This is a genomic window from Collinsella sp. TM05-37 (assembly GCF_003436455.1).
Taxonomy (GTDB): Bacteria; Actinomycetota; Coriobacteriia; order Coriobacteriales; family Coriobacteriaceae; genus Collinsella.
The window spans coordinates 23,018-40,123 of the sequence record NZ_QSPN01000005.1; the positions used below are offsets into that span (position 1 = coordinate 23,018).

The 17,106-nt window shown below is 64.2% G+C and carries 15 protein-coding genes; 6 read left to right on the forward strand and 9 right to left on the reverse strand.

Going from position 1 to position 17,106, the window contains the following annotated elements; genetic code table 11:
• Positions 1-394 precede the first annotated feature (394 nt).
• The 6 genes from metK (at position 395) to DXD48_RS03965 (ending at position 8,997) form a co-directional block, all read left to right on the forward strand.
• The gene (gene metK, locus DXD48_RS03940) at positions 395-1,675 is read left to right on the forward strand and encodes a methionine adenosyltransferase (protein ID WP_117564087.1); all 1,281 of its coding nucleotides are present in this window, start codon (positions 395-397) and stop codon (positions 1,673-1,675) included.
• A gap of 311 nt (positions 1,676-1,986) precedes the next feature.
• Positions 1,987-3,594, forward strand: coding sequence for an L-serine ammonia-lyase, iron-sulfur-dependent, subunit alpha (sdaAA, locus tag DXD48_RS03945; RefSeq protein ID WP_117564088.1), 1,608 nt, complete (start codon positions 1,987-1,989; stop codon positions 3,592-3,594).
• Positions 3,595-3,743: 149 nt separating this feature from the next.
• Positions 3,744-5,468 carry a L,D-transpeptidase gene (locus DXD48_RS03950; RefSeq protein WP_158548922.1) on the forward strand — a complete coding sequence of 575 codons (1,725 nt, stop codon included), beginning with the start codon at positions 3,744-3,746 and terminating at the stop codon, positions 5,466-5,468.
• Positions 5,469-5,600: 132 nt separating this feature from the next.
• Positions 5,601-7,013, forward strand: coding sequence for an efflux RND transporter periplasmic adaptor subunit (locus DXD48_RS03955; protein WP_117564090.1), 1,413 nt, complete (start codon positions 5,601-5,603; stop codon positions 7,011-7,013).
• On the forward strand, positions 7,013-7,786 hold the full coding sequence (locus DXD48_RS03960; protein WP_117564091.1) for an ABC transporter ATP-binding protein: 774 nt from the start codon (positions 7,013-7,015) through the stop codon (positions 7,784-7,786). The genes DXD48_RS03955 and DXD48_RS03960 overlap by 1 nt, the downstream gene beginning before the upstream one ends.
• Entirely contained in the window at positions 7,783-8,997 is a 1,215-nt protein-coding gene (locus DXD48_RS03965) for an ABC transporter permease (protein WP_117564092.1), read from the forward strand. Before DXD48_RS03960 ends, DXD48_RS03965 begins: the two co-directional genes overlap by 4 nt.
• 192 nt (positions 8,998-9,189) lie before the next feature.
• Here DXD48_RS03965 and cobK read toward each other — a convergent pair whose 3' ends face one another.
• The 9 genes from cobK to DXD48_RS04005 are packed head-to-tail and all read right to left on the reverse strand — an operon-like array spanning position 9,190 to position 17,104.
• A complete protein-coding gene (cobK, locus tag DXD48_RS03970; RefSeq protein WP_117564093.1) occupies positions 9,190-9,963 on the reverse strand; it encodes a precorrin-6A reductase in 774 nt (257 codons plus the stop codon).
• Positions 9,960-10,601, reverse strand: a complete 642-nt coding sequence (locus DXD48_RS10160; protein ID WP_117647861.1) for a precorrin-8X methylmutase — start codon at positions 10,599-10,601, stop codon at positions 9,960-9,962. Before DXD48_RS10160 ends, cobK begins: the two co-directional genes overlap by 4 nt.
• Complete coding sequence (locus tag DXD48_RS10165; RefSeq protein ID WP_117647859.1) at positions 10,602-11,117, reverse strand: cob(I)yrinic acid a,c-diamide adenosyltransferase; 516 nt, start codon at positions 11,115-11,117, stop codon at positions 10,602-10,604. It lies immediately after the preceding gene.
• The gene (locus DXD48_RS03980) at positions 11,114-12,613 is read right to left on the reverse strand and encodes a cobyric acid synthase (RefSeq protein WP_233514962.1); all 1,500 of its coding nucleotides are present in this window, start codon (positions 12,611-12,613) and stop codon (positions 11,114-11,116) included. The genes DXD48_RS10165 and DXD48_RS03980 overlap by 4 nt, the downstream gene beginning before the upstream one ends.
• Positions 12,606-13,829: a histidinol-phosphate transaminase gene (locus DXD48_RS03985; RefSeq protein ID WP_158548923.1), complete on the reverse strand. Its 1,224-nt coding sequence runs from the start codon at positions 13,827-13,829 to the stop codon at positions 12,606-12,608. The genes DXD48_RS03980 and DXD48_RS03985 overlap by 8 nt, the downstream gene beginning before the upstream one ends.
• Complete coding sequence (cbiB, locus tag DXD48_RS03990) at positions 13,826-14,800, reverse strand: adenosylcobinamide-phosphate synthase CbiB (protein WP_117564096.1); 975 nt, start codon at positions 14,798-14,800, stop codon at positions 13,826-13,828. The genes DXD48_RS03985 and cbiB overlap by 4 nt, the downstream gene beginning before the upstream one ends.
• Positions 14,800-15,801: a histidine phosphatase family protein gene (locus DXD48_RS03995; protein ID WP_117564097.1), complete on the reverse strand. Its 1,002-nt coding sequence runs from the start codon at positions 15,799-15,801 to the stop codon at positions 14,800-14,802. The genes cbiB and DXD48_RS03995 overlap by 1 nt, the downstream gene beginning before the upstream one ends.
• A complete protein-coding gene (locus tag DXD48_RS04000; protein WP_158548924.1) occupies positions 15,798-16,565 on the reverse strand; it encodes an adenosylcobinamide-GDP ribazoletransferase in 768 nt (255 codons plus the stop codon). Before DXD48_RS04000 ends, DXD48_RS03995 begins: the two co-directional genes overlap by 4 nt.
• On the reverse strand, positions 16,562-17,104 hold the full coding sequence (locus DXD48_RS04005) for a bifunctional adenosylcobinamide kinase/adenosylcobinamide-phosphate guanylyltransferase (RefSeq protein ID WP_199407892.1): 543 nt from the start codon (positions 17,102-17,104) through the stop codon (positions 16,562-16,564). The genes DXD48_RS04000 and DXD48_RS04005 overlap by 4 nt, the downstream gene beginning before the upstream one ends.
• Positions 17,105-17,106 lie beyond the last annotated feature (2 nt).

Below are 17,106 nucleotides of genomic sequence, written 5' to 3' on the forward strand. Positions count from 1 at the left end.
CCTCGATTGCAGGATGGATGTCTAACCGCATCAGTATAAAGCATCAAAGCAACCTCCGCACAAAGGGCACCGACACACTCATTGGGGACAGACTTAAATGACCATTCGTTGGGGACATTCTTCGAAGCTAACTGAACAGGAGTGTCCCAAACTGCCGTCACTTGGGGACGTTCCTAGACTGCCGGCAGAAAAGGACCGTCCCCAAGTGACGGCACATAAGGAACGTCCCCAGGTGCCGTAAGAGTGTTCCTATTGGCTGGTCATTTAAGTCTGTCCCCAATGAGTAGGTGCGGAAAGGGTGTGAATGTTTGATTTACGCGCTATGATGTGCCCTTGCATAGAGAGCCCGGCGGAATGGTAACGGTCGCTGGGACACGTTTTTGAAAGGACAATCATGTCAGAAGAACTTCGTTCCATCCCACCCCAACACGGGTCCTTTGTTTTTACGTCGGAGTCGGTGACCGAAGGTCATCCCGATAAGATCGCTGATCAGATCAGTGACGCCGTCCTCGACGCAATCCTCGCCAAAGAAATAGAGCTGCAGGAGCAGGGCTATATTGCGCCCAACGGTGTGCCCGCCAACGTGGAGAACGTCCGCTGCGCCTGCGAGACCCTCGTGACCACCGGCACGGTCATCGTCGCCGGCGAGATTCGCACCCAGGCCTACGTCGACGTACAGGAAATCGCCCGCGGCGTCATCCGCCGCATTGGCTACAACCGCGCCAAGTTCGGTTTTGACTGCGACACCTGCGGCGTTATGAGCCTCATCCACGAGCAGTCGCCCGATATCGCCCAGGGCGTTGACGAGTCCTTCGAGACCCAGACCGGCGCTACCACCGACCCGATCGACCTGATCGGCGCCGGCGACCAGGGCATGATGTTCGGTTATGCCTCCAACGAGACCAAGACCCTCATGCCCATGCCGCACTACCTGGCAAGCCGCCTGGCCGAGCGCCTGGCTGCCGTGCGCCATGACGGAACCCTGCCCTACCTGCGCCCCGACGGCAAGACCCAGGTCACGGTGCGCTACGAGGAAGGCAAGCCCGTGGAGGTCACGACCATCGTCATCTCCACGCAGCACGCCGCCGAGATTGAGGGCATGGGCAAGATCAAGGCCGACCTCATCGAACACGTCATCACCCCGGTCATGGCCGCCGAGAACATGCCGTGGGACAACGCGGACATCTACGTGAACCCCACCGGTCGCTTTGTCGTGGGCGGCCCCATGGGCGACACGGGCCTCACCGGCCGCAAGATCATCGTCGACACCTACGGCGGCTACGGCCGTCACGGCGGCGGCGCCTTTAGCGGCAAGGACTGCACCAAGGTTGACCGCTCCGCCGCGTATGCCGCGCGCTGGGTCGCCAAGAACGTGGTCGCCGCCGGCCTGGCCGACCGCTGCGAAGTCGAGCTTGCCTACGCCATCGGCGTTTCCAAGCCCCTCTCAATCATGGTCGATACCTTCGGTACCGCGCATGTTGCCGAGGACAAGATCGTCGAGGCCGTAGAGAAGACCTTCGACCTGCGCCCGGGCGCAATCATCCGCGACCTAGACCTGCGTCGCCCCATCTACGAAAAGACGGCAGCCTACGGTCACTTCGGCCGAGAAGACGCCGACTTCACCTGGGAGAATACCGACCGAGTCGAAGAACTCAAAGCAGCCTGCGGCCTGTAAGCTAGCGGCAAAAGCTACAGCCAAATCGAAACGCACCAAAAGAGGTACCGGACCAACCGGTACCTCTTTTTTATTAACCGGTGGTGAAGATGAGCCGACCTGGGACGCAGAATAGGTCACCAGCTCATGAATTTTGCAGCACGAGCGCCTCTACCATGTATCCTTAGTCCCGAGGGGCGGGGCATAAGGTCGATCGCGAGTTCCGCACGAGCCGGAGAGCACTTAATGTGCTCTCCGTGCGAGTCAGGACTGTCCGAGCAGGCGACCTTATGCCCCGCCCCTCGGGACGACGGGATAGAACAGGAGCGCATATGGCAGGCAAGCCACAAACACTAGCTACGACCTCGGCATTCGAGATCTTGGGCCCCGTCATGGTCGGCCCCAGCTCATCGCACACCGCCGGCGCCCTGCGCTGCGCCCAAGTTGCCGCCAGCCTGCTGGAAGGCCGCATCACCAAAGTCACCTTTGGCCTGTGGAATTCCTTCGCCCACACCTACCGCGGCCACGGCACCGACCGCGCTCTCGTCGCGGGCATTCTGGGCCTCGACACCGATGACGAGAACATCAAGCAGGCCTTTGACCTCGCACGTGGGCAGGGCCTCGAATATCACTTTGACATCAAGGGCGACGACGCCTCCATCCACCCCAACACCGTCGACATCGATATGGTCGACGCCACGGGCGCCACGGCGCAGGTCCGCGGCGAGAGCTTAGGCGGCGGCAAGATGCGCATCAGCCGCATTAACGGCGTCGGCGTCGACATCTCGGGCATGTATTCCACGCTCTTCGTGGCGCACCAGGACGTCCCCGGCGTGCTCGCAGCGCTCACCAACCTGCTCGCCTACGCCCATGTGAACATCGCCTTCTGCCGCACCTACCGCACCGAAGTGGGCGGCCAGGCCTACTCCGTCTTTGAGACCGACGGCGCCCCCGACGACACCGTCGTCCCCATGCTCCGCAAGCTCGACAATGTCGATTACGCGACCTTTATCGAACTCCCCGGTTCTGCCTCGTCGCTCTCCCCCGGCGTCTCGGCAAAGGAAATCTTCGACGACGGCGAGCAGCTGCTCGATGCGTGCGAGGAACTGGGGCTCAACATCGGCGCCGTCATGGCCGTGCGCGAGGCACGTCTGACCGGCGAGGCACACGCTATCGCCGCCATGCGCCGCGTACTCGACGTCATGCGCGAAGAGACCACAGCCCCCATTTCCAATCCACAGCGCTCGCTCGGCGGCCTCATCGGCGGCGAGGCAAAGCTTGTCGATGCCACCAGCCGAAACGATCTGAGCATAAGCCTGATGGGCGCCGTCCAGACCGACGCCGTGGCCCGCGCCATGGCCGTGCTCGAGCGCTCCGCCACCATGGGCGTGATCGTCGCAGCTCCGACGGCAGGATCCGCGGGTGTTGTGCCCGGCTGCGTGCTGGCGCTCGCAGACCATTTGCAGCTGGACGACGAGCAGGTCATGGATGCCCTTTATTGCGCCGCCGCCATCGGCCTCAACCTCACCACGAGCGCCTGCGTTGCCGGCGCCGAGGGCGGCTGTCAGGCCGAGGTCGGAAGTGCGGCCGCCATGGCCGCCGCCGCGCTGGTGCAGATGCTCGGCGGCACACCCGAGCAGGCGCTCGACGCCAGTTCCATCGCGCTGAGTAATCTGCTGGGCCTCGTTTGTGACCCCGTCGGTGGCCTCGTGGAGGTGCCCTGCCAAAACCGCAACGCCATCGGCGTGGCAGCCGCCTTTAGCTCCGCACAACTCGCCCTCGCCGGCATTAAGAGCCTGGTGCCGTTTGACCAGATGGCACACGTCATGCTCTCGGTGGGCCACGCGTTGCCGGCCACGCTGCGCGAGACGGCAAAGGGCGGCATCGCGCAGGCTCCGGCCGCACTTTCGGCCTGTGCAAAATGCGGTGTGTGCGGATAGCGACAAAGAACGACTCGAAGGTGGGACAAATGTCCCACCTCTTTTGAATGCCACCGTTTCCATACCACAATCAACTAGGTAATCGCTATAATGCAAGCCCAGTAAAAACACGATGAGCCGCAAGGCGAAATTCGAAGGATATGCACACGATGTCGCAAAACGATCGAACTCAACTGATTCCCGATCCGCAGCAGCCGAGCAGGCACACCGGTGGCGTTCAGTCGCCGCGTCCTATCGCGCCGAGCCACGGTCAGGAGCGTGGTGCGGCAAACGCTTCCCAACGCCCGAACCAGCAGCGTCAGCCACGTCAGCAGCGCCAGGCAAACAGCAATACGCCCAAGCAGCCCCCCAAGCACGGTCGAGGCGATCGCGACCCCGCGCGCAAACCCGCCGAGAACAATAAGTCGGGCAAAAAGACGACGCTCTTTGTCGTCCTGGGTCTTATCGTCATTGTCTATATCGTAGGCGTCGTAGCGTTTTCCCAGCTAGCCTACCCCAACACCACCATCGCCGGCGTCGACGTCTCGTTCTCCAACGCTTCGTCTGCCGCCACCAAGGTCAACTCGGCATGGAAGCACTATAAGCTCACCGTGACAGGCGATGACTTTAGCTGGACGTATCAGCCCGAGTCCGATGAGCCCATCGTCGACGGCGAAGCTGCCGCAAAAGAGATCATCAGCCACAACGAAGCCTTTGTATGGCCGGTCCGCCTTGTGGAATCCTTAAGCGGAAAGACCAAAACAACCGCTACCTCCAACGAAGTCGATCTTGATCAAGACGTCGACCTGTCCATGCTCTCCGACACTTTTGACCAAAAGAAGTTTGAGAAGGATCTGGGCGCCGCCATCGACGAGTTTAACGAGGGGCGCTCGGGCACGTTCGAGGCCAATAGCTCCTATGACGAGCAGGCCGGCAAGTTTACCGTCGAGAAGGCGCGCTCCAACGAAAAACTCAACCGCGAGCATGTCATTAAGTATGCCGAGCTCGAGCTTGCCTCGCTGGCCGAGACCGTAGATCTTTCCAAGCTCGGCAACGATGCCTATGAGCCGCTCAATGGAACGCTGACCGATGATCAGATTCAGGCCGCATGCGATGCCGCCAACAACTTCTTGGGCGTCAACGTGACCCTCAAGCTCAACGGCGAGGATGCCGGAAAGGTTGATGGCAGCTCCGTGTTGCAGTGGATCAGCTTTGCCGATCCTGCCAACCCCACGCTCGATACGTCGCAAATCAGCAGCTGGGCAGCCGAGCTCGCGAACGGCTTTAATACCGTGGGCTCCACTCGCTGGTGGACACGCGCCGATGGCAAGCAGTGTGCCGTTGAAGGCGGTGACTTTGGTTGGTCCATCGACAGCAGCTCGCTCGCCAAGCAGGTCGAGGACGCCATTAACAACAAGCAGACCGGCGAAATCGAGATCAAGTACTCCCAGAAGGCCGACACCTTTACCGCAAAGGGAGAGCCCGACTGGAAGGCGTATATCGACGTCGATCTGTCCGAGCAGCACGCGCGCTACTATGACGAGAACGGTAATATCGTTTGGGAGGCCAACTTTATTTCTGGCAAGCCGGGAGAGGACGCCACCCCCGAGGGCGTATGGCAGATCAACAGCAACAATGGCGCCAGCAAGCTTATCGGTGCCAAGGACCCCGAGACCGGCAAGCCCAAATACGAGAGCCCGGTCAGCTATTGGATGCCGTTCGAGGGCAATATGGTCGGATTCCACGACGCCACCTGGCAAAACGACAAGAGCTTCGATAATGCCGAGTCGTACAAGTGGTGCGGCAGCCACGGTTGCATCAACCTGCGCCTGGCCGATGCAAAGGCACTTCACGACTGCATCAAAGTCGGCCTGTGCGTGGTTGTCCACTCGTAGTGCAACGCGCGCATTCCCACAACGTGGAGCCGCTGCGACCAATCTAACAGTTCCGAAAGAATCCGCCATATGCGCCCGCCTTACGCGACGGGCGCATATACTTATTGAGGAACTTTCTATAAAGGAGACGCTATGCCGAATGTCCCCACCATCACCCCAGGCCCGGATGATGCCGAGTACACGCCCGAAGGTGCCACCGAAACGATTCCTTTGATTACAAACGTACATGCCGAAAAGCAGAGCGGACGCACGAACGATACCGCCGAGATTTCCGATGAAGAAGCCTATGCAAAGCTCAAGGCAAAGCGTGCCGAGCGTCGGCGCAAAAAGCTCATCCGACGCGGTATCGCCGTCGGTGTCGTTGTTGCCATCGCGCTCATTGCCATCATCGCAACGCTGGTCATCAACGCGCAACCCGCAGGCACCAACGGACCGGTGACCGACATGGTCACCGAAGGCACGTTTACCACCACAGTCGAAGCCAAGGGACAGCTCAAGCCTATTTCAACCTCGGTCGTCTCCCCTTCCGTCGATGGTACGGTGGCGCAGATCAACGTGCAGGCCGGACAGAGCGTCAACGAGGGCGACGTGCTCATGACCATTAAGAACGACGCGCTCGATAGCGCTGTTTCCGAGGCGCAGCGCGCGGTCGCGGCCGCCCAGGAAGACCTGAACAATGCAAAGGCGACGCTCGCGGCCGCACAGGCCGCACCGACAACGGACAGTGACGGATCGACCGGCCCATCGGACGCAAACGCCAACGCAAATGCCGTCTCGACCGCCCAGCGCAACCTCGCCTCGGCCCAGGCAACGCTGGAGCAGGCAACTGCAAAGGCGGCCGAGCGCACCGTAAAGGCCCCCAGCTCGGGCAACATCGTCGAGCTCAACGCCAAAGTCGGTGCCACGGTGACCGGAGGCACGATCATGGGCGAAGGCGACACGAGCGGCGGCAAGCAGTGCATGCAAATCGCCGACCTGTCCAAGATGAAGGTGACGGTTCAGGTGGGCGAAAAGGATATCGCCAAAATTGCCGTGGGCCAAAGCGCCAACGTGACCTATCCCGCGTTTCCCGATATCGTGAGTCAGGGCACCGTCACGGCTATCGCCTCGGTGGCAAACTCTGACTCCGGCTCCGGTAGCGGCGGCAGCGTGACCTTTAACGTCGACATCCTCATCGAAGCACCCGACAGTCGCCTTAAGCCGGGTATGACTGCCGAGGTCTCGGTAGTGACCGAGAAGCTCGACGACGTGGTTATGGTGCCGACCATGGCGCTGATGACCGAAGATGGCGAGCACTATTACGTCAATCTGGCCACCGATTCGGAAGGCAAGAAGACGCGCCGCGTGAAGGTGACCGTCGTGACGCAAAACGACAACGAGGCTGTAGTCGGTAAGACGCAGGTCAAGCGCGACGACCAGGGCAACGAGATCAACCCAGACGTCCCGGTTACCAAGTTACGCGACGGCGACACCATCGTGACGGATACCGGCACAGGCATGACGGCAGACGGCGGCGACAACATGCCTGCCGACGAGGGCAAGTAATGCGTCCCGTCATCGACATCCGCAACGTGCACCGCATCTTTGAGAGCGAGGCCGGTTGCGCCCACATCCTGCACAACGTGAGCCTGGCGGTGAACCCCGGTGAGTTCGTCGCCATCACCGGCCCCTCGGGCTCGGGCAAGTCGACACTCATGAACATCCTGGGCTGCCTGGACAAGCCGACGGCGGGTGATTATTTCCTGCAAGGGCTCAACGTCGCCGAGCTCGACGATGATGAGCTCACCGAGGTGCGCGCGCTGAGCATCGGCTTTGTCTTTCAGAGTTTTAACTTGCTGCCGCGTCTGACGGTGATCGAAAACGTCATGCTGCCGCTGTCCTACACCAATGTGCCGCGTAGCCAGCGCGAGATGCGCGCCGTGCACGCGCTGCAAGCCGTCACACTGCCGGTCGACCATTGGGACCACCGAATATCGGAACTCTCGGGCGGACAGATGCAGCGCGTCGCCATCGCGCGCGCCCTCGTCAACGACCCGCCCATCATTTTGGCCGACGAGCCAACGGGAAATCTAGACTCGACAACCGGGGCGCTCGTCATGGAAACCTTCCACAAGCTCCAGAAACGCGGCAAGACCATCGTGCTTATCACACACGACCCCGGCATCGCCGCCGAGGCCGACCGTGCCGTGACCATCCGCGACGGTCGCATTCACGACGGCGCGTATATTCCGCATGCACCGCGGACCCTACGCAGCGCCGTAGATAGCCTGCCCATGATTTCCGCCTCCGCCAACCCGCCGAAAGGAGTGATGGCATGAGCGCCCGCGATCTTATCCAGGAAGCCCTTCACTCGCTCGAGGCCAACAAGGGGCGCAGCCTGCTCACCATCCTTGGCATCGTCATTGGCATCGCCTCGGTCATTGCCATGACTTCGCTCATCGGCGGCATCCAAAACAGCTTGGTCAACAGCCTGGGCCTCAACGCAGCTCGCATGGTTCAGATCTATTCGTCCCAAGAACTCTCTGATTCTGACGTCCAGAAGCTTAAAAAACTGGTGCCGCAGATAGAACAGATCGGAATTGTCAAAAGCGCGTATACCGAGTACAAGACCGGCGATAAAAGCTATACCGTCATGGCACAGGGTGTCGATAGCGACATGCTCGACGCCGTGGGTGCCAGTAAGCTCGTTGCGGGGCGCACCTACACCGATGTCGAGTCAAAGGCAGGCTCGCGCGTGGCGCTCATCAGCCGCGGCGGCGCCGATCAGCTTTACGGCAACGAACAGGATGCGCTGGGAAAAACCATCAAAGTGTCCAACGGCGAGGTGCAGATTGTAGGCGTGATTGATGGCGGCAGCGACTCCATGGGCTCGCTCACTTTGTATATGCCACGCGAAACCATCTCCGGCCTATTTGGCGACGAGAATCCTTCATTCCCCAGCGTGACGGCACTTGCCGCCGAGGGCACGGACATGGATGAGCTCTGCAAGACCATCGAGTCCAAGGTGCGCGCGATGAAGGGTATCGCGGAGGATGATGAGTACGACAGTGTATCGGCGACCTCCATGAAAAGCGCTATCGACTCCCTCAATTCCTTTATGGGCGCCTTCTCGCTCATCATGGGTGCTGTCGCCAGTATCTCGCTGCTTGTCGGCGGTATCGGCATTATGAACATGATGCTCACCAACGTGACTGAGCGCATCCGCGAGATCGGCATCCGTCGCGCTCTGGGCGCCAGTCGTCGCGATATCACCGCGCAGTTTTTGGCCGAGTCCTCGGCGCTGTGCGTCACCGGTGGCCTGCTGGGTGTCCTGATAGGCTATCTGCTGGCCTGGGGCCTCGCGATGTTTGCCTCCGGACCCGGGATTCTTGGCGAGCTCGGTGCCAGCGGGCAAATCACACCGAGTTTTTCAATCGCCACGGTGCTGCTGGCCTTCGCCGTCTCCGTCGGCATCGGCGTAATCTTTGGCTTCTACCCCGCTCGACGCGCGGCAAAGCTCGACCCGGTGGAGTGCCTACGCTACCAGTAAGCCACCACCGACAAGTTACGGTGATTTAGGGACTGAGTATGCTATCTAGCAGCAAAAACAGACACTATTTCACCGCAACTTATTGAAGGGCTGTTTGCGCCAGTTCCGGGCGTCCTCGAGCTATTGGTGGATGACGGGCTTGTACGGGTCGAGCTTGCTCGAGGCGATCCTCCTCGCAGGCGCGGCGAGCGCCTAGCGCGCGAACTCCCGAAAGAGCGCATCTTCCACTTCCCGAAGCGAAAGGGCCCCGCCTCCCTCGGCGGGACGGGTGACCACGATACAGCGCGCTCCCACGGCGCGCGCTGCGGCGAGCTTCTCGGCCGTGCCGCCTACGGTTCCCGAGTCCTTGGTCACAAGCCACTGGGCGCCCACCTGCCGAAGCATCGCCTCGTTGAGCTCGCGGGTGAAGGGCCCCTGCATGCCGATGACGTGCGACGGCGAAAACCCCGCGTCGATGCACTTCGTTATAGCACCGGGCAGCGGGAGCACGCGCACGAAGAAGCGCTCCGCGAAATCGGCGACGCGCGTGTAGGGAGCAAGCTCCTTGCTCCCCGTCGTGAGAAGAGCGCGACCCGGGTTCTCGGAGAGAAAGCGCGCCGCGCAGGCGATCGACGCGACCGACACGACGCCTTTGGGCAGCGCCTCGACCGGGCGCGCAAGGCGCAGGCATCGTGCACCCACGGCGAGCGAAGCGGCCCGGATGTTGCCGCTTGCGAGCGTAGCGAAGGGGTGCGTGGCGTCGACGACGATGCGCGCGCCGGAAAGCTCGCGCTCCATGTCGGCCTCGTCGAGCCTGCCCGCATGCACCTCGATGCCCGGAAGCTCGCCCAAAAGTTCGCCTCCGTACTCTGTTGCCGCGTAGGCACGGGCGGGGATGCCCGCCCCGCTCGCCCATTCGCACAGAAGGCGGCCCTCGGTGGTGCCGGCGAAGATGCGCAGCGCCGGCGCGGATGCGGGAGCCGTCACTTCGGGCCGCCTGTGCGCGTGATCTGGTAGAGCAGCGCGTTCATAATGGCAGCCGCCACGGTCGAGCCGCCCTTGCGACCCCTCGCGACGATGGCCGGCACGCGTCGTGCGAGTAGCTCCTCTTTCGCCTCGACCACGTTCACAAACCCGACCGGCACCCCAACGACGAGCGCGGGCGCGATCTTCCCCGCGTCCATGAGCTCGGCGAGGCGCAGAAGTGCTGTGGGAGCGTTGCCGACGGCCACGATGAGCGGACCCTCGATGCCGCAAGCTTTGTCCATGCTCGCAACGGCGCGAGTCGTGCCCGCGGCGCGCGCAGCCGCGGCGACATCGGGGTCGGCCATGAAGCACACGGCCTTGCAGCCGAGCTTCGCGAGCGCGGGCTTGCTTATGCCTGCGAGCGCCATGTTCGTGTCGGTGAGCACCGTGGCCCCTGCGCGCAGTGCGTCGAGCGCACAGTGCGCGGCGTCATGGGTGAACACGAGGGAATCGGCGTACGAGAAGTCGGCAGTGGTGTGGATGACGCGCTTCACGACGGGCTCTTCGAGCGGCGGGAACGTGCGGCCGCCGAGCTCTTCGGTGATGATCTCGAAGCTGCGCCGCTCGATGTCGCCGGGCGCCATCTCCTTGGAATCCATCTAGTACTCCACTCCTTCCCTTGCACATATCCCCTGCTCGTAGGGGTGTTTCTTGCACCGCATCTCGGTTATGTAGTCGGCCTTCTCCACGATCTTGCGGGAAGGCGCGCGCCCGGTGAGCACTACTTCGACGCCGAGCGCGGACATATCGAGTGCGCGGTCCACGAGTGCCTCGTCGACAAGCCCCTTCGAAAGCGCGTCGAGCGCCTCGTCGAGCACGAGCAGTCCCTCTTGCGCGCCCTCGAGCTCGGCGAGCGCGGAAGCGAGGTTCCCATCGTGCAGCTCGCACGTCGCGGCAAGTTCTTCCGACGTCATCGACCAGGTAAACTTGTCCGACGCCTTCCCCGCGAACACGGGCACGCCAAAATGCTCGGCGAGCAGGCGCACCTCCCCGCTTTCGCCGTCTTTCAGGAACTGGACGACGACGACGCGGCGGCCTGCGGCGAGCATGCGAAGGGCGAGGCCCATCGCCGCCGTGGTCTTGCCTTTGCCGTCGCCATGATACACGTGGATCATACGCCCTCCTCGATAATGCGGTAGACATACTCCATGTCAAGCGCCCCGCGCACGACGTCGGCCAGGCGGTCGAACTCGCGCGCACGGTGATCGGCTGCGGACGCTGCGCCCGCAGCACCCACGACGCTCTCGGGCAGGCCGCGCATGCGCGCGAGCGAGCGCGCGAGGGCGAGCGCCACCCCCGGTTCGTCGAACAGGCCGTGGAGATAGGTTCCGAACACGTTTCCGCAGGCCGCGCCTTCTGGTTTGCCGCCAATCGTGCCCGCAGGGGCGCAGGAGACGGTCGTTTCGCCGTCGTGAATCTCGTACCCGCGCGCCGTCATGCCGTTCCACACCGAGAACGCGCCTTGGGCGCCCGTGATGCGCAGCTCCGACTGGGCGAGGCGCTTTTCCTCCTTGAACACCGTACTTGCAGGGATGAGCCCGAGCCCGCGCGCGGTGCCAGCGCCTTCCCTGCCGTGCGGGTCGGAAAGCTCGTCTCCCAAAAGCTGGTAGCCTCCGCATATGCCGAGCACCGGTGTGCCCGCGCCCGAAAGCGCGCGTACACAGGCTCCGATGCCGCTAGCCGCAAGCCAGCGCGCGTCGTCGAGCGTGGTCTTCGAGCCGGGAAGAACCACCAGGTCGGGTCGGCCCAGATCGCTCGTCGAGGAAACGTAGCGCACGCCCACGCCGGGCACGCGCGAAAGCGGGTCGAAGTCGGTGAAGTTCGACAGATGCGGAAGACGCACGACGGCGACGTCGATGACGCCGCGCGCCTCGCGGGCAGATAGGCGCGGCGCGAGCGAGTCCTCGTCGTCCAGGTCAAGCGTAAGATACGGCACGACCCCCACGACGGGAACCCCGCACATCTTCTCGAGCGGGGCCAAACCCGGGCGCAGGATTTCCACATCGCCGCGGAACTTGTTCACCACAAGCCCCCGCAAAAGCGCGCGGTCCTCGGGCGCAAGGAGCGCGACCGTGCCGTAGAGCTGGGCAAATACCCCGCCCGGGTCGATGTCGCCCGCAAGCAGCACGGGGGAGGACACGGCGCGCGCGAGCCCCATGTTGACGATGTCGTTTTCGGCAAGGTTGATTTCGGCGGGGCTGCCGGCGCCCTCGATGACGATGACGTCGTTATCCTCCGCGAGCGAATCGAACGCCTCCAAAATCTGCGGCATGAGCGCCTTCTTTCGCGCGAAGTAGTCCCTCGCAGCGAAGGCTCCCTGCGCCTTGCCGGCCACGATGAGCTGGCTTCGGTGGCCGCTTTCGGGCTTGAGCAGGATGGGGTTCATGCGCACGTCGGGCGCGATGCCGCACGCCTCGGCCTGCATGATCTGGGCGCGCCCCATCTCGAGCCCGTCGGCCGTGACGCCGCTGTTGAGTGCCATGTTCTGGCTCTTGAAGGGAGTCACGCGCAGGCCGTCCTGCGAAAGCACGCGGCACAGCCCCGCCGCGAGCAGGCTCTTCCCCGCGTTCGACATGGTGCCCTGGATCATGATGGGCTTGGCCCTACCCACGGGTATCGACCTCCTTCGCCAAGCCTCGGCCATCCGCGCCCGCCATAGCGCCGCTGAAAGAAGCGCCGCCCCGTTCGTCGGGTTCGCCTTCGCCCGATGCGTCTTCCGCCCGAAGCGCACGGCCGAACGCCATCGCAAGCCGGGCGTTCTCCTTGCGCGTGCGCACCGCGACGCGGCACCAGAAACGGGACAGTGCCGAAAACGAGTCGCACGTGCGGACCAAAACCCCCTGATCATACAGGCGCTCGGGGATGTCTTTCGCCGGCGTGCGGACTAAAAGGAAGTTCGCATCCGACGGCACGACGGAAAGCCCGAGCGAGGAGAGCTCGTGGGAAAGCCACGCTCGCTCGCCCTCCAATACATCGCGCGTGCGCGAGACGTATTCGACGTCTTCCAGGGCGGCGATACCCGCGGCCTCGGCGACCGAAGAGACGGGCCACGCCTGCCCCGCCCGGCGAATCCCCTCGATGAGTTGGGCGTTTCCGCTGATCAGATATCCCAACCGCAACCCCGCCATTCCGTAGAGCTTGGTGAACGCGGAGAGCACGGCCACATGGCGCGAACACGCGGCGCGTGCGGCCACGCTCCTTTCGCGGGCGTCGGGCGCAAATCCGAGGAAGCACTCGTCCACGACGAGCAGCGCGCCCACCTGCTCGCAGCGGCAAGCCGCGGCATCGATCACACGGGGGTCGACGAGGCGCCCCGTCGGGTTGTTCGGATTGCAGAGGTACGCCACGTCTCCCGGCCCCTCGATCGCGCGGGCGAAGGAGGCGGGCACGTCGAAGTCGTCCGCTTCGGAGAGCGGGAACTCCTGCACGCATGCGCCGTAGTACGATGCCGCCTCCGCATATTCAGAGAACGTCGGCGCGCACACGACGATGCGTTTCGGGCGCACCGCCGCGGCGAGCCGCCAGATGATGTCGGACGCGCCCGCGCCGCAGACGATAGTATCTTCGGGAATGCCCTGGTCGCGCGCTAGGGCGCGAACGAGGGCGAGGCTTTCCCTATCGGGGTAGGCGTCGATTCGAGAAAGCGCCTTGCAAGCTGCGGCGACGGCGCGCGGCGAGGGGCCTGCCGGATTCACGTTCACCGAGAAGTCAATGAGGTCGGAGGCACCCCCTTCGCAAGCGATGCCGAGCGATTGCGCGCTGCCCCCATGCGTGCGGGCGCGCAGGATTCCCCCGGCAGCCCGGGGCGCGGCGTGGTCTTTCCTCATGCCATCGCCCCCACGGCGAGCACGACCGCCGCGCGCGCGGCGCCGAAGACGACGAGCGCGCATACGGACGCGGCGAGCATGAGCCTTGTCGCCCGGGCGATGTCGCCCCACTCGATTTCGCGGGACGCGTCGCCTATCGTCGGTTTCTCAACAAGCTTGCCGAAATACACCGCGGGTCCTGCCAGGCGCAGCCCGAGCGCGCCCGCGCACGCTGACTCGGTCTGCGCCGCGTTCGGGCTCGCATGGCGACGCCTGTCGCGGCGCCAGATGCGCGCCGCCCCGCGCGCGTCGAGCCCGACGATCGGGCACACGGCGATCATGAGCAGGGCCGATAAGCGCGAGGGGATCCAATTCACCGCATCGTCGAGGCGCGCCGAGGCGCAGCCGAAGTCGATGTAGCGCTCGTTTTTGTAGCCCACCATGCTGTCGAGCGTGTTCACCGCCTTGTACGCCATGCCCAAGGGCGCACCCCCGATCATAAGGTAGAAAAGCGGCGCAATGACACCGTCGCTCGCGTTCTCCGCCACCGTTTCCACGGCGGCGCGCGCGACGCCCTGCTCGTCGAGAACAGACGCGTCACGTCCCACGATGAGCCCGACGGCTTCGCGCGCCGCGACAAGGCCGCCCTTCGAGAACGCGCGGGCAACGGCCAGGCTCTGGCGGCGCAGCTCGCATGCCGCGAGAATCTGATAGCTCGCCCATGCCTCGGCCACGAAGCGCAAGCCGGAGTGAACCATGCCGCAAAGATGCAGGATTCCCCAGGTCAAAAGCCCACACGCAAGCGGAAGCGCCACGGCGAGCACAAGCCCTGCGGCGCGCGTGCCCGCGGACGTTTGCGGGAATGCGCCCCGCAGGCGGCCTTCGGCCCACGTGATCGCGCGCCCCATGGCGACGACGGGATGGGGAAGCCAGCGCGGGTCGCCGAAGGCAAGGTCGGCCGCGAACCCGGCGGCGACGGCAAGAATCGTCATCACCGGGCATCGCCCCCCCAAGCGGGGCGAACGTCGCGAAGGCAGCGCCCATCCCAAGTGGCGGCCCATGCGCCGCCCGGCTCGGTATGCACGTCGAAGTATCCCATTTTCGGGACAGCTAGCTCGGAGAGCAGCGCTTTCACGGTACCCGCGTGAACGACGAAGACGGCGCGCCCACTCCCCTGGGAGCGCTCCGATTTGCACGCCTCCCGAAACGCCGCGATGACGCGGCGGGTGAAATCGCTCTTGCCCTCGCCATGCGGGCAGCGCGTCTCGCACCAGGAGTCTACCCAGGCGCGATAGCGCGCATCCTCTTTAAGCTCGGCGGCGCTTCGCCCCTCGAAGTCGCCGAAATCCATCTCGCGCAGACCGGGGCACGCCATAAGCTCCGCGTTCGGGAAGAGGATGCGCGCCGTCTGGTCGGTGCGGGCCATGCCGCTCGTGATAACACGGAACACGTCACGATCGCACGCGAGGTCGCGCAAAGCGCGCTCGCCCGCACTCGACAGGGGCTCGTCGGTGCCCGCCCCGCTGTAGCGATGGTCTTCCGTGCCCGCCGTGGCACCATGGCGCACGAAGACGACTTCCAAAAGCGCACCCGCGCCCTGCGTCCCTCGAGGTGCATCGGCAAGGTTTCCTTTGATGACCTGGGGAATCCCGCACGTCATGCGCACGACGACGTCGGCGCGCGCAGCGAGCGCGCATCCCAGGCGCCCCGCGCGCTCGCGCCATTGGGCGTCTTCCGCACTCATGGGGACGACCCCCGAGCCGACCAAGGGCAGAATCACTGCGTCGAAGCCGATCAGCCGCTCGAGCGCCCGGTCAGCGTCGAGCGCGCGTACGAGTTCCTCAGCACGGTATGCGACGCGGCCGGCAAAAGCCGCGGGCACGCCGCCCTCCGCAAGCTGCGCCGCGTCGACGAAATCGTCCGCCGCGAACCCGAGTTTTTCGCGTACGAAGGTCCTCTTCCCCGAATGCGCGCCACCTACCACGAGCATCATAGGAGCATGCCCCCCACCACCAGCATGGCAAGCATCGCGAGCTCGGCCCATTGCAGAAACCATCCGGCCAAATCCCCCGTCACCCCGCCGAAGCGGGACAGGGCAACATGGCGGTACCACGCGAGCACCAAAAGCCCCGCCACCGCCATAAAGGCGCCGACGGCCTGAGCGCACGCGACCATCCCTGCAGCCGAAGCCGCAGCGAAAGCGCAAAGCGGCACGACGATCGCCGCGCGCTTCTTCGCAGGCGAGAGCCCCGCGGCCATGCCGTCCGCCCGCGCGGCAGGCCAGCATTCAACGGCGAGTCCCGAAAGCGCGCGGGAGAACACGAGCGAGCACAGAAGCGCGAGGAACGCCCCCGCCGTAAGCGGCAGCACGGTGAACAGGGAAAACTGCAGAATAAGGTACACAACAACACCGATGACCCCGAAGGCGCCCGCCCGCGGATCGTGCATGATCTCGAGCTTTCGCTCGCGCGGGGCCCAACTTGCAAGCGCATCGGAGGTGTCGCAGAGCCCGTCTAGGTGGATGCCTCCCGTCACCGCCACAGGCAGCGCCGCGAGCACGGCCGCGACGATGGTCGCGGGCACGCCGAGCAGGTTCGCCACGTGCCCCCACGCCGTCATGAGGAAGCCTTCCGCAAGGCCCACCAGGGGAAACGCGGCAAGTGCATGGGTTGACCCGAAATCGGTCCAGGCCGATTTCGGGACGGGGATGCGCGAGAACGTTCCGAACGCCGCGCCGATTGCCTCTGCTATCTTCACCTTGTAGGTCCTTCGCCTTTCATCCACACGGGAATCCCGCATACCACTTCGACTGCATGGTCGGCCAGCGCCGCGACGCCCGCGTTCACGCGCGCGAGCGCGCGCCTCCATGCCTCGGTCCCTTCATCGTAGCGCATCCCATCGGCGAACACGTCGACGGTGACCACCACCGTATACGCAGCGGCCTGAGCGAGCCGTTCGATGCCTCCGAGTACCTCGCGCGCCGCAGCGTCGGGGTCACGCGGGGACAAGCCGCCTTCCGCGAAGAGCTCGTTCGCAACCAGGTTGCCCACGTCCTCCAAAAGAAGTGTGCAGCCGCGCGGAAGCCCGGGCGCTGCGGCGCCCACGTCACGCGAGCACTCGAGGGTGGAAAACCCTTTGCCTTCGCGCAGCGCCCGATGGCGCGCGATGCGGCGGGCGCCATCTTCCCCGAAGGGCTCCATCGTTGCCAGGTACACGCGAGGGCCGTCGTGCCCGAGGCACAGGGACTCGGCGTAGGCGCTCTTGCCGCTCGCGGCGGCGCCGATGACGAGCGTCACTG

Coding starts and splice junctions, on each gene's coding strand:
- metK (WP_117564087.1), top strand. CDS start 395: ATGTCAGAAGAACTTCGTTCCATCCCACCCCAACACGGGTCCTTTGTT.
- sdaAA (WP_117564088.1), top strand. CDS start 1,987: ATGGCAGGCAAGCCACAAACACTAGCTACGACCTCGGCATTCGAGATC.
- DXD48_RS03950 (WP_158548922.1), top strand. CDS start 3,744: ATGTCGCAAAACGATCGAACTCAACTGATTCCCGATCCGCAGCAGCCG.
- DXD48_RS03955 (WP_117564090.1), top strand. CDS start 5,601: ATGCCGAATGTCCCCACCATCACCCCAGGCCCGGATGATGCCGAGTAC.
- DXD48_RS03960 (WP_117564091.1), top strand. CDS start 7,013: ATGCGTCCCGTCATCGACATCCGCAACGTGCACCGCATCTTTGAGAGC.
- DXD48_RS03965 (WP_117564092.1), top strand. CDS start 7,783: ATGAGCGCCCGCGATCTTATCCAGGAAGCCCTTCACTCGCTCGAGGCC.
- DXD48_RS10160 (WP_117647861.1), bottom strand. CDS start 10,601: ATGGATTCCAAGGAGATGGCGCCCGGCGACATCGAGCGGCGCAGCTTC.
- DXD48_RS10165 (WP_117647859.1), bottom strand. CDS start 11,117: ATGATCCACGTGTATCATGGCGACGGCAAAGGCAAGACCACGGCGGCG.
- DXD48_RS03985 (WP_158548923.1), bottom strand. CDS start 13,829: ATGAGGAAAGACCACGCCGCGCCCCGGGCTGCCGGGGGAATCCTGCGC.
- cbiB (WP_117564096.1), bottom strand. CDS start 14,800: ATGACGATTCTTGCCGTCGCCGCCGGGTTCGCGGCCGACCTTGCCTTC.
- DXD48_RS03995 (WP_117564097.1), bottom strand. CDS start 15,801: ATGATGCTCGTGGTAGGTGGCGCGCATTCGGGGAAGAGGACCTTCGTA.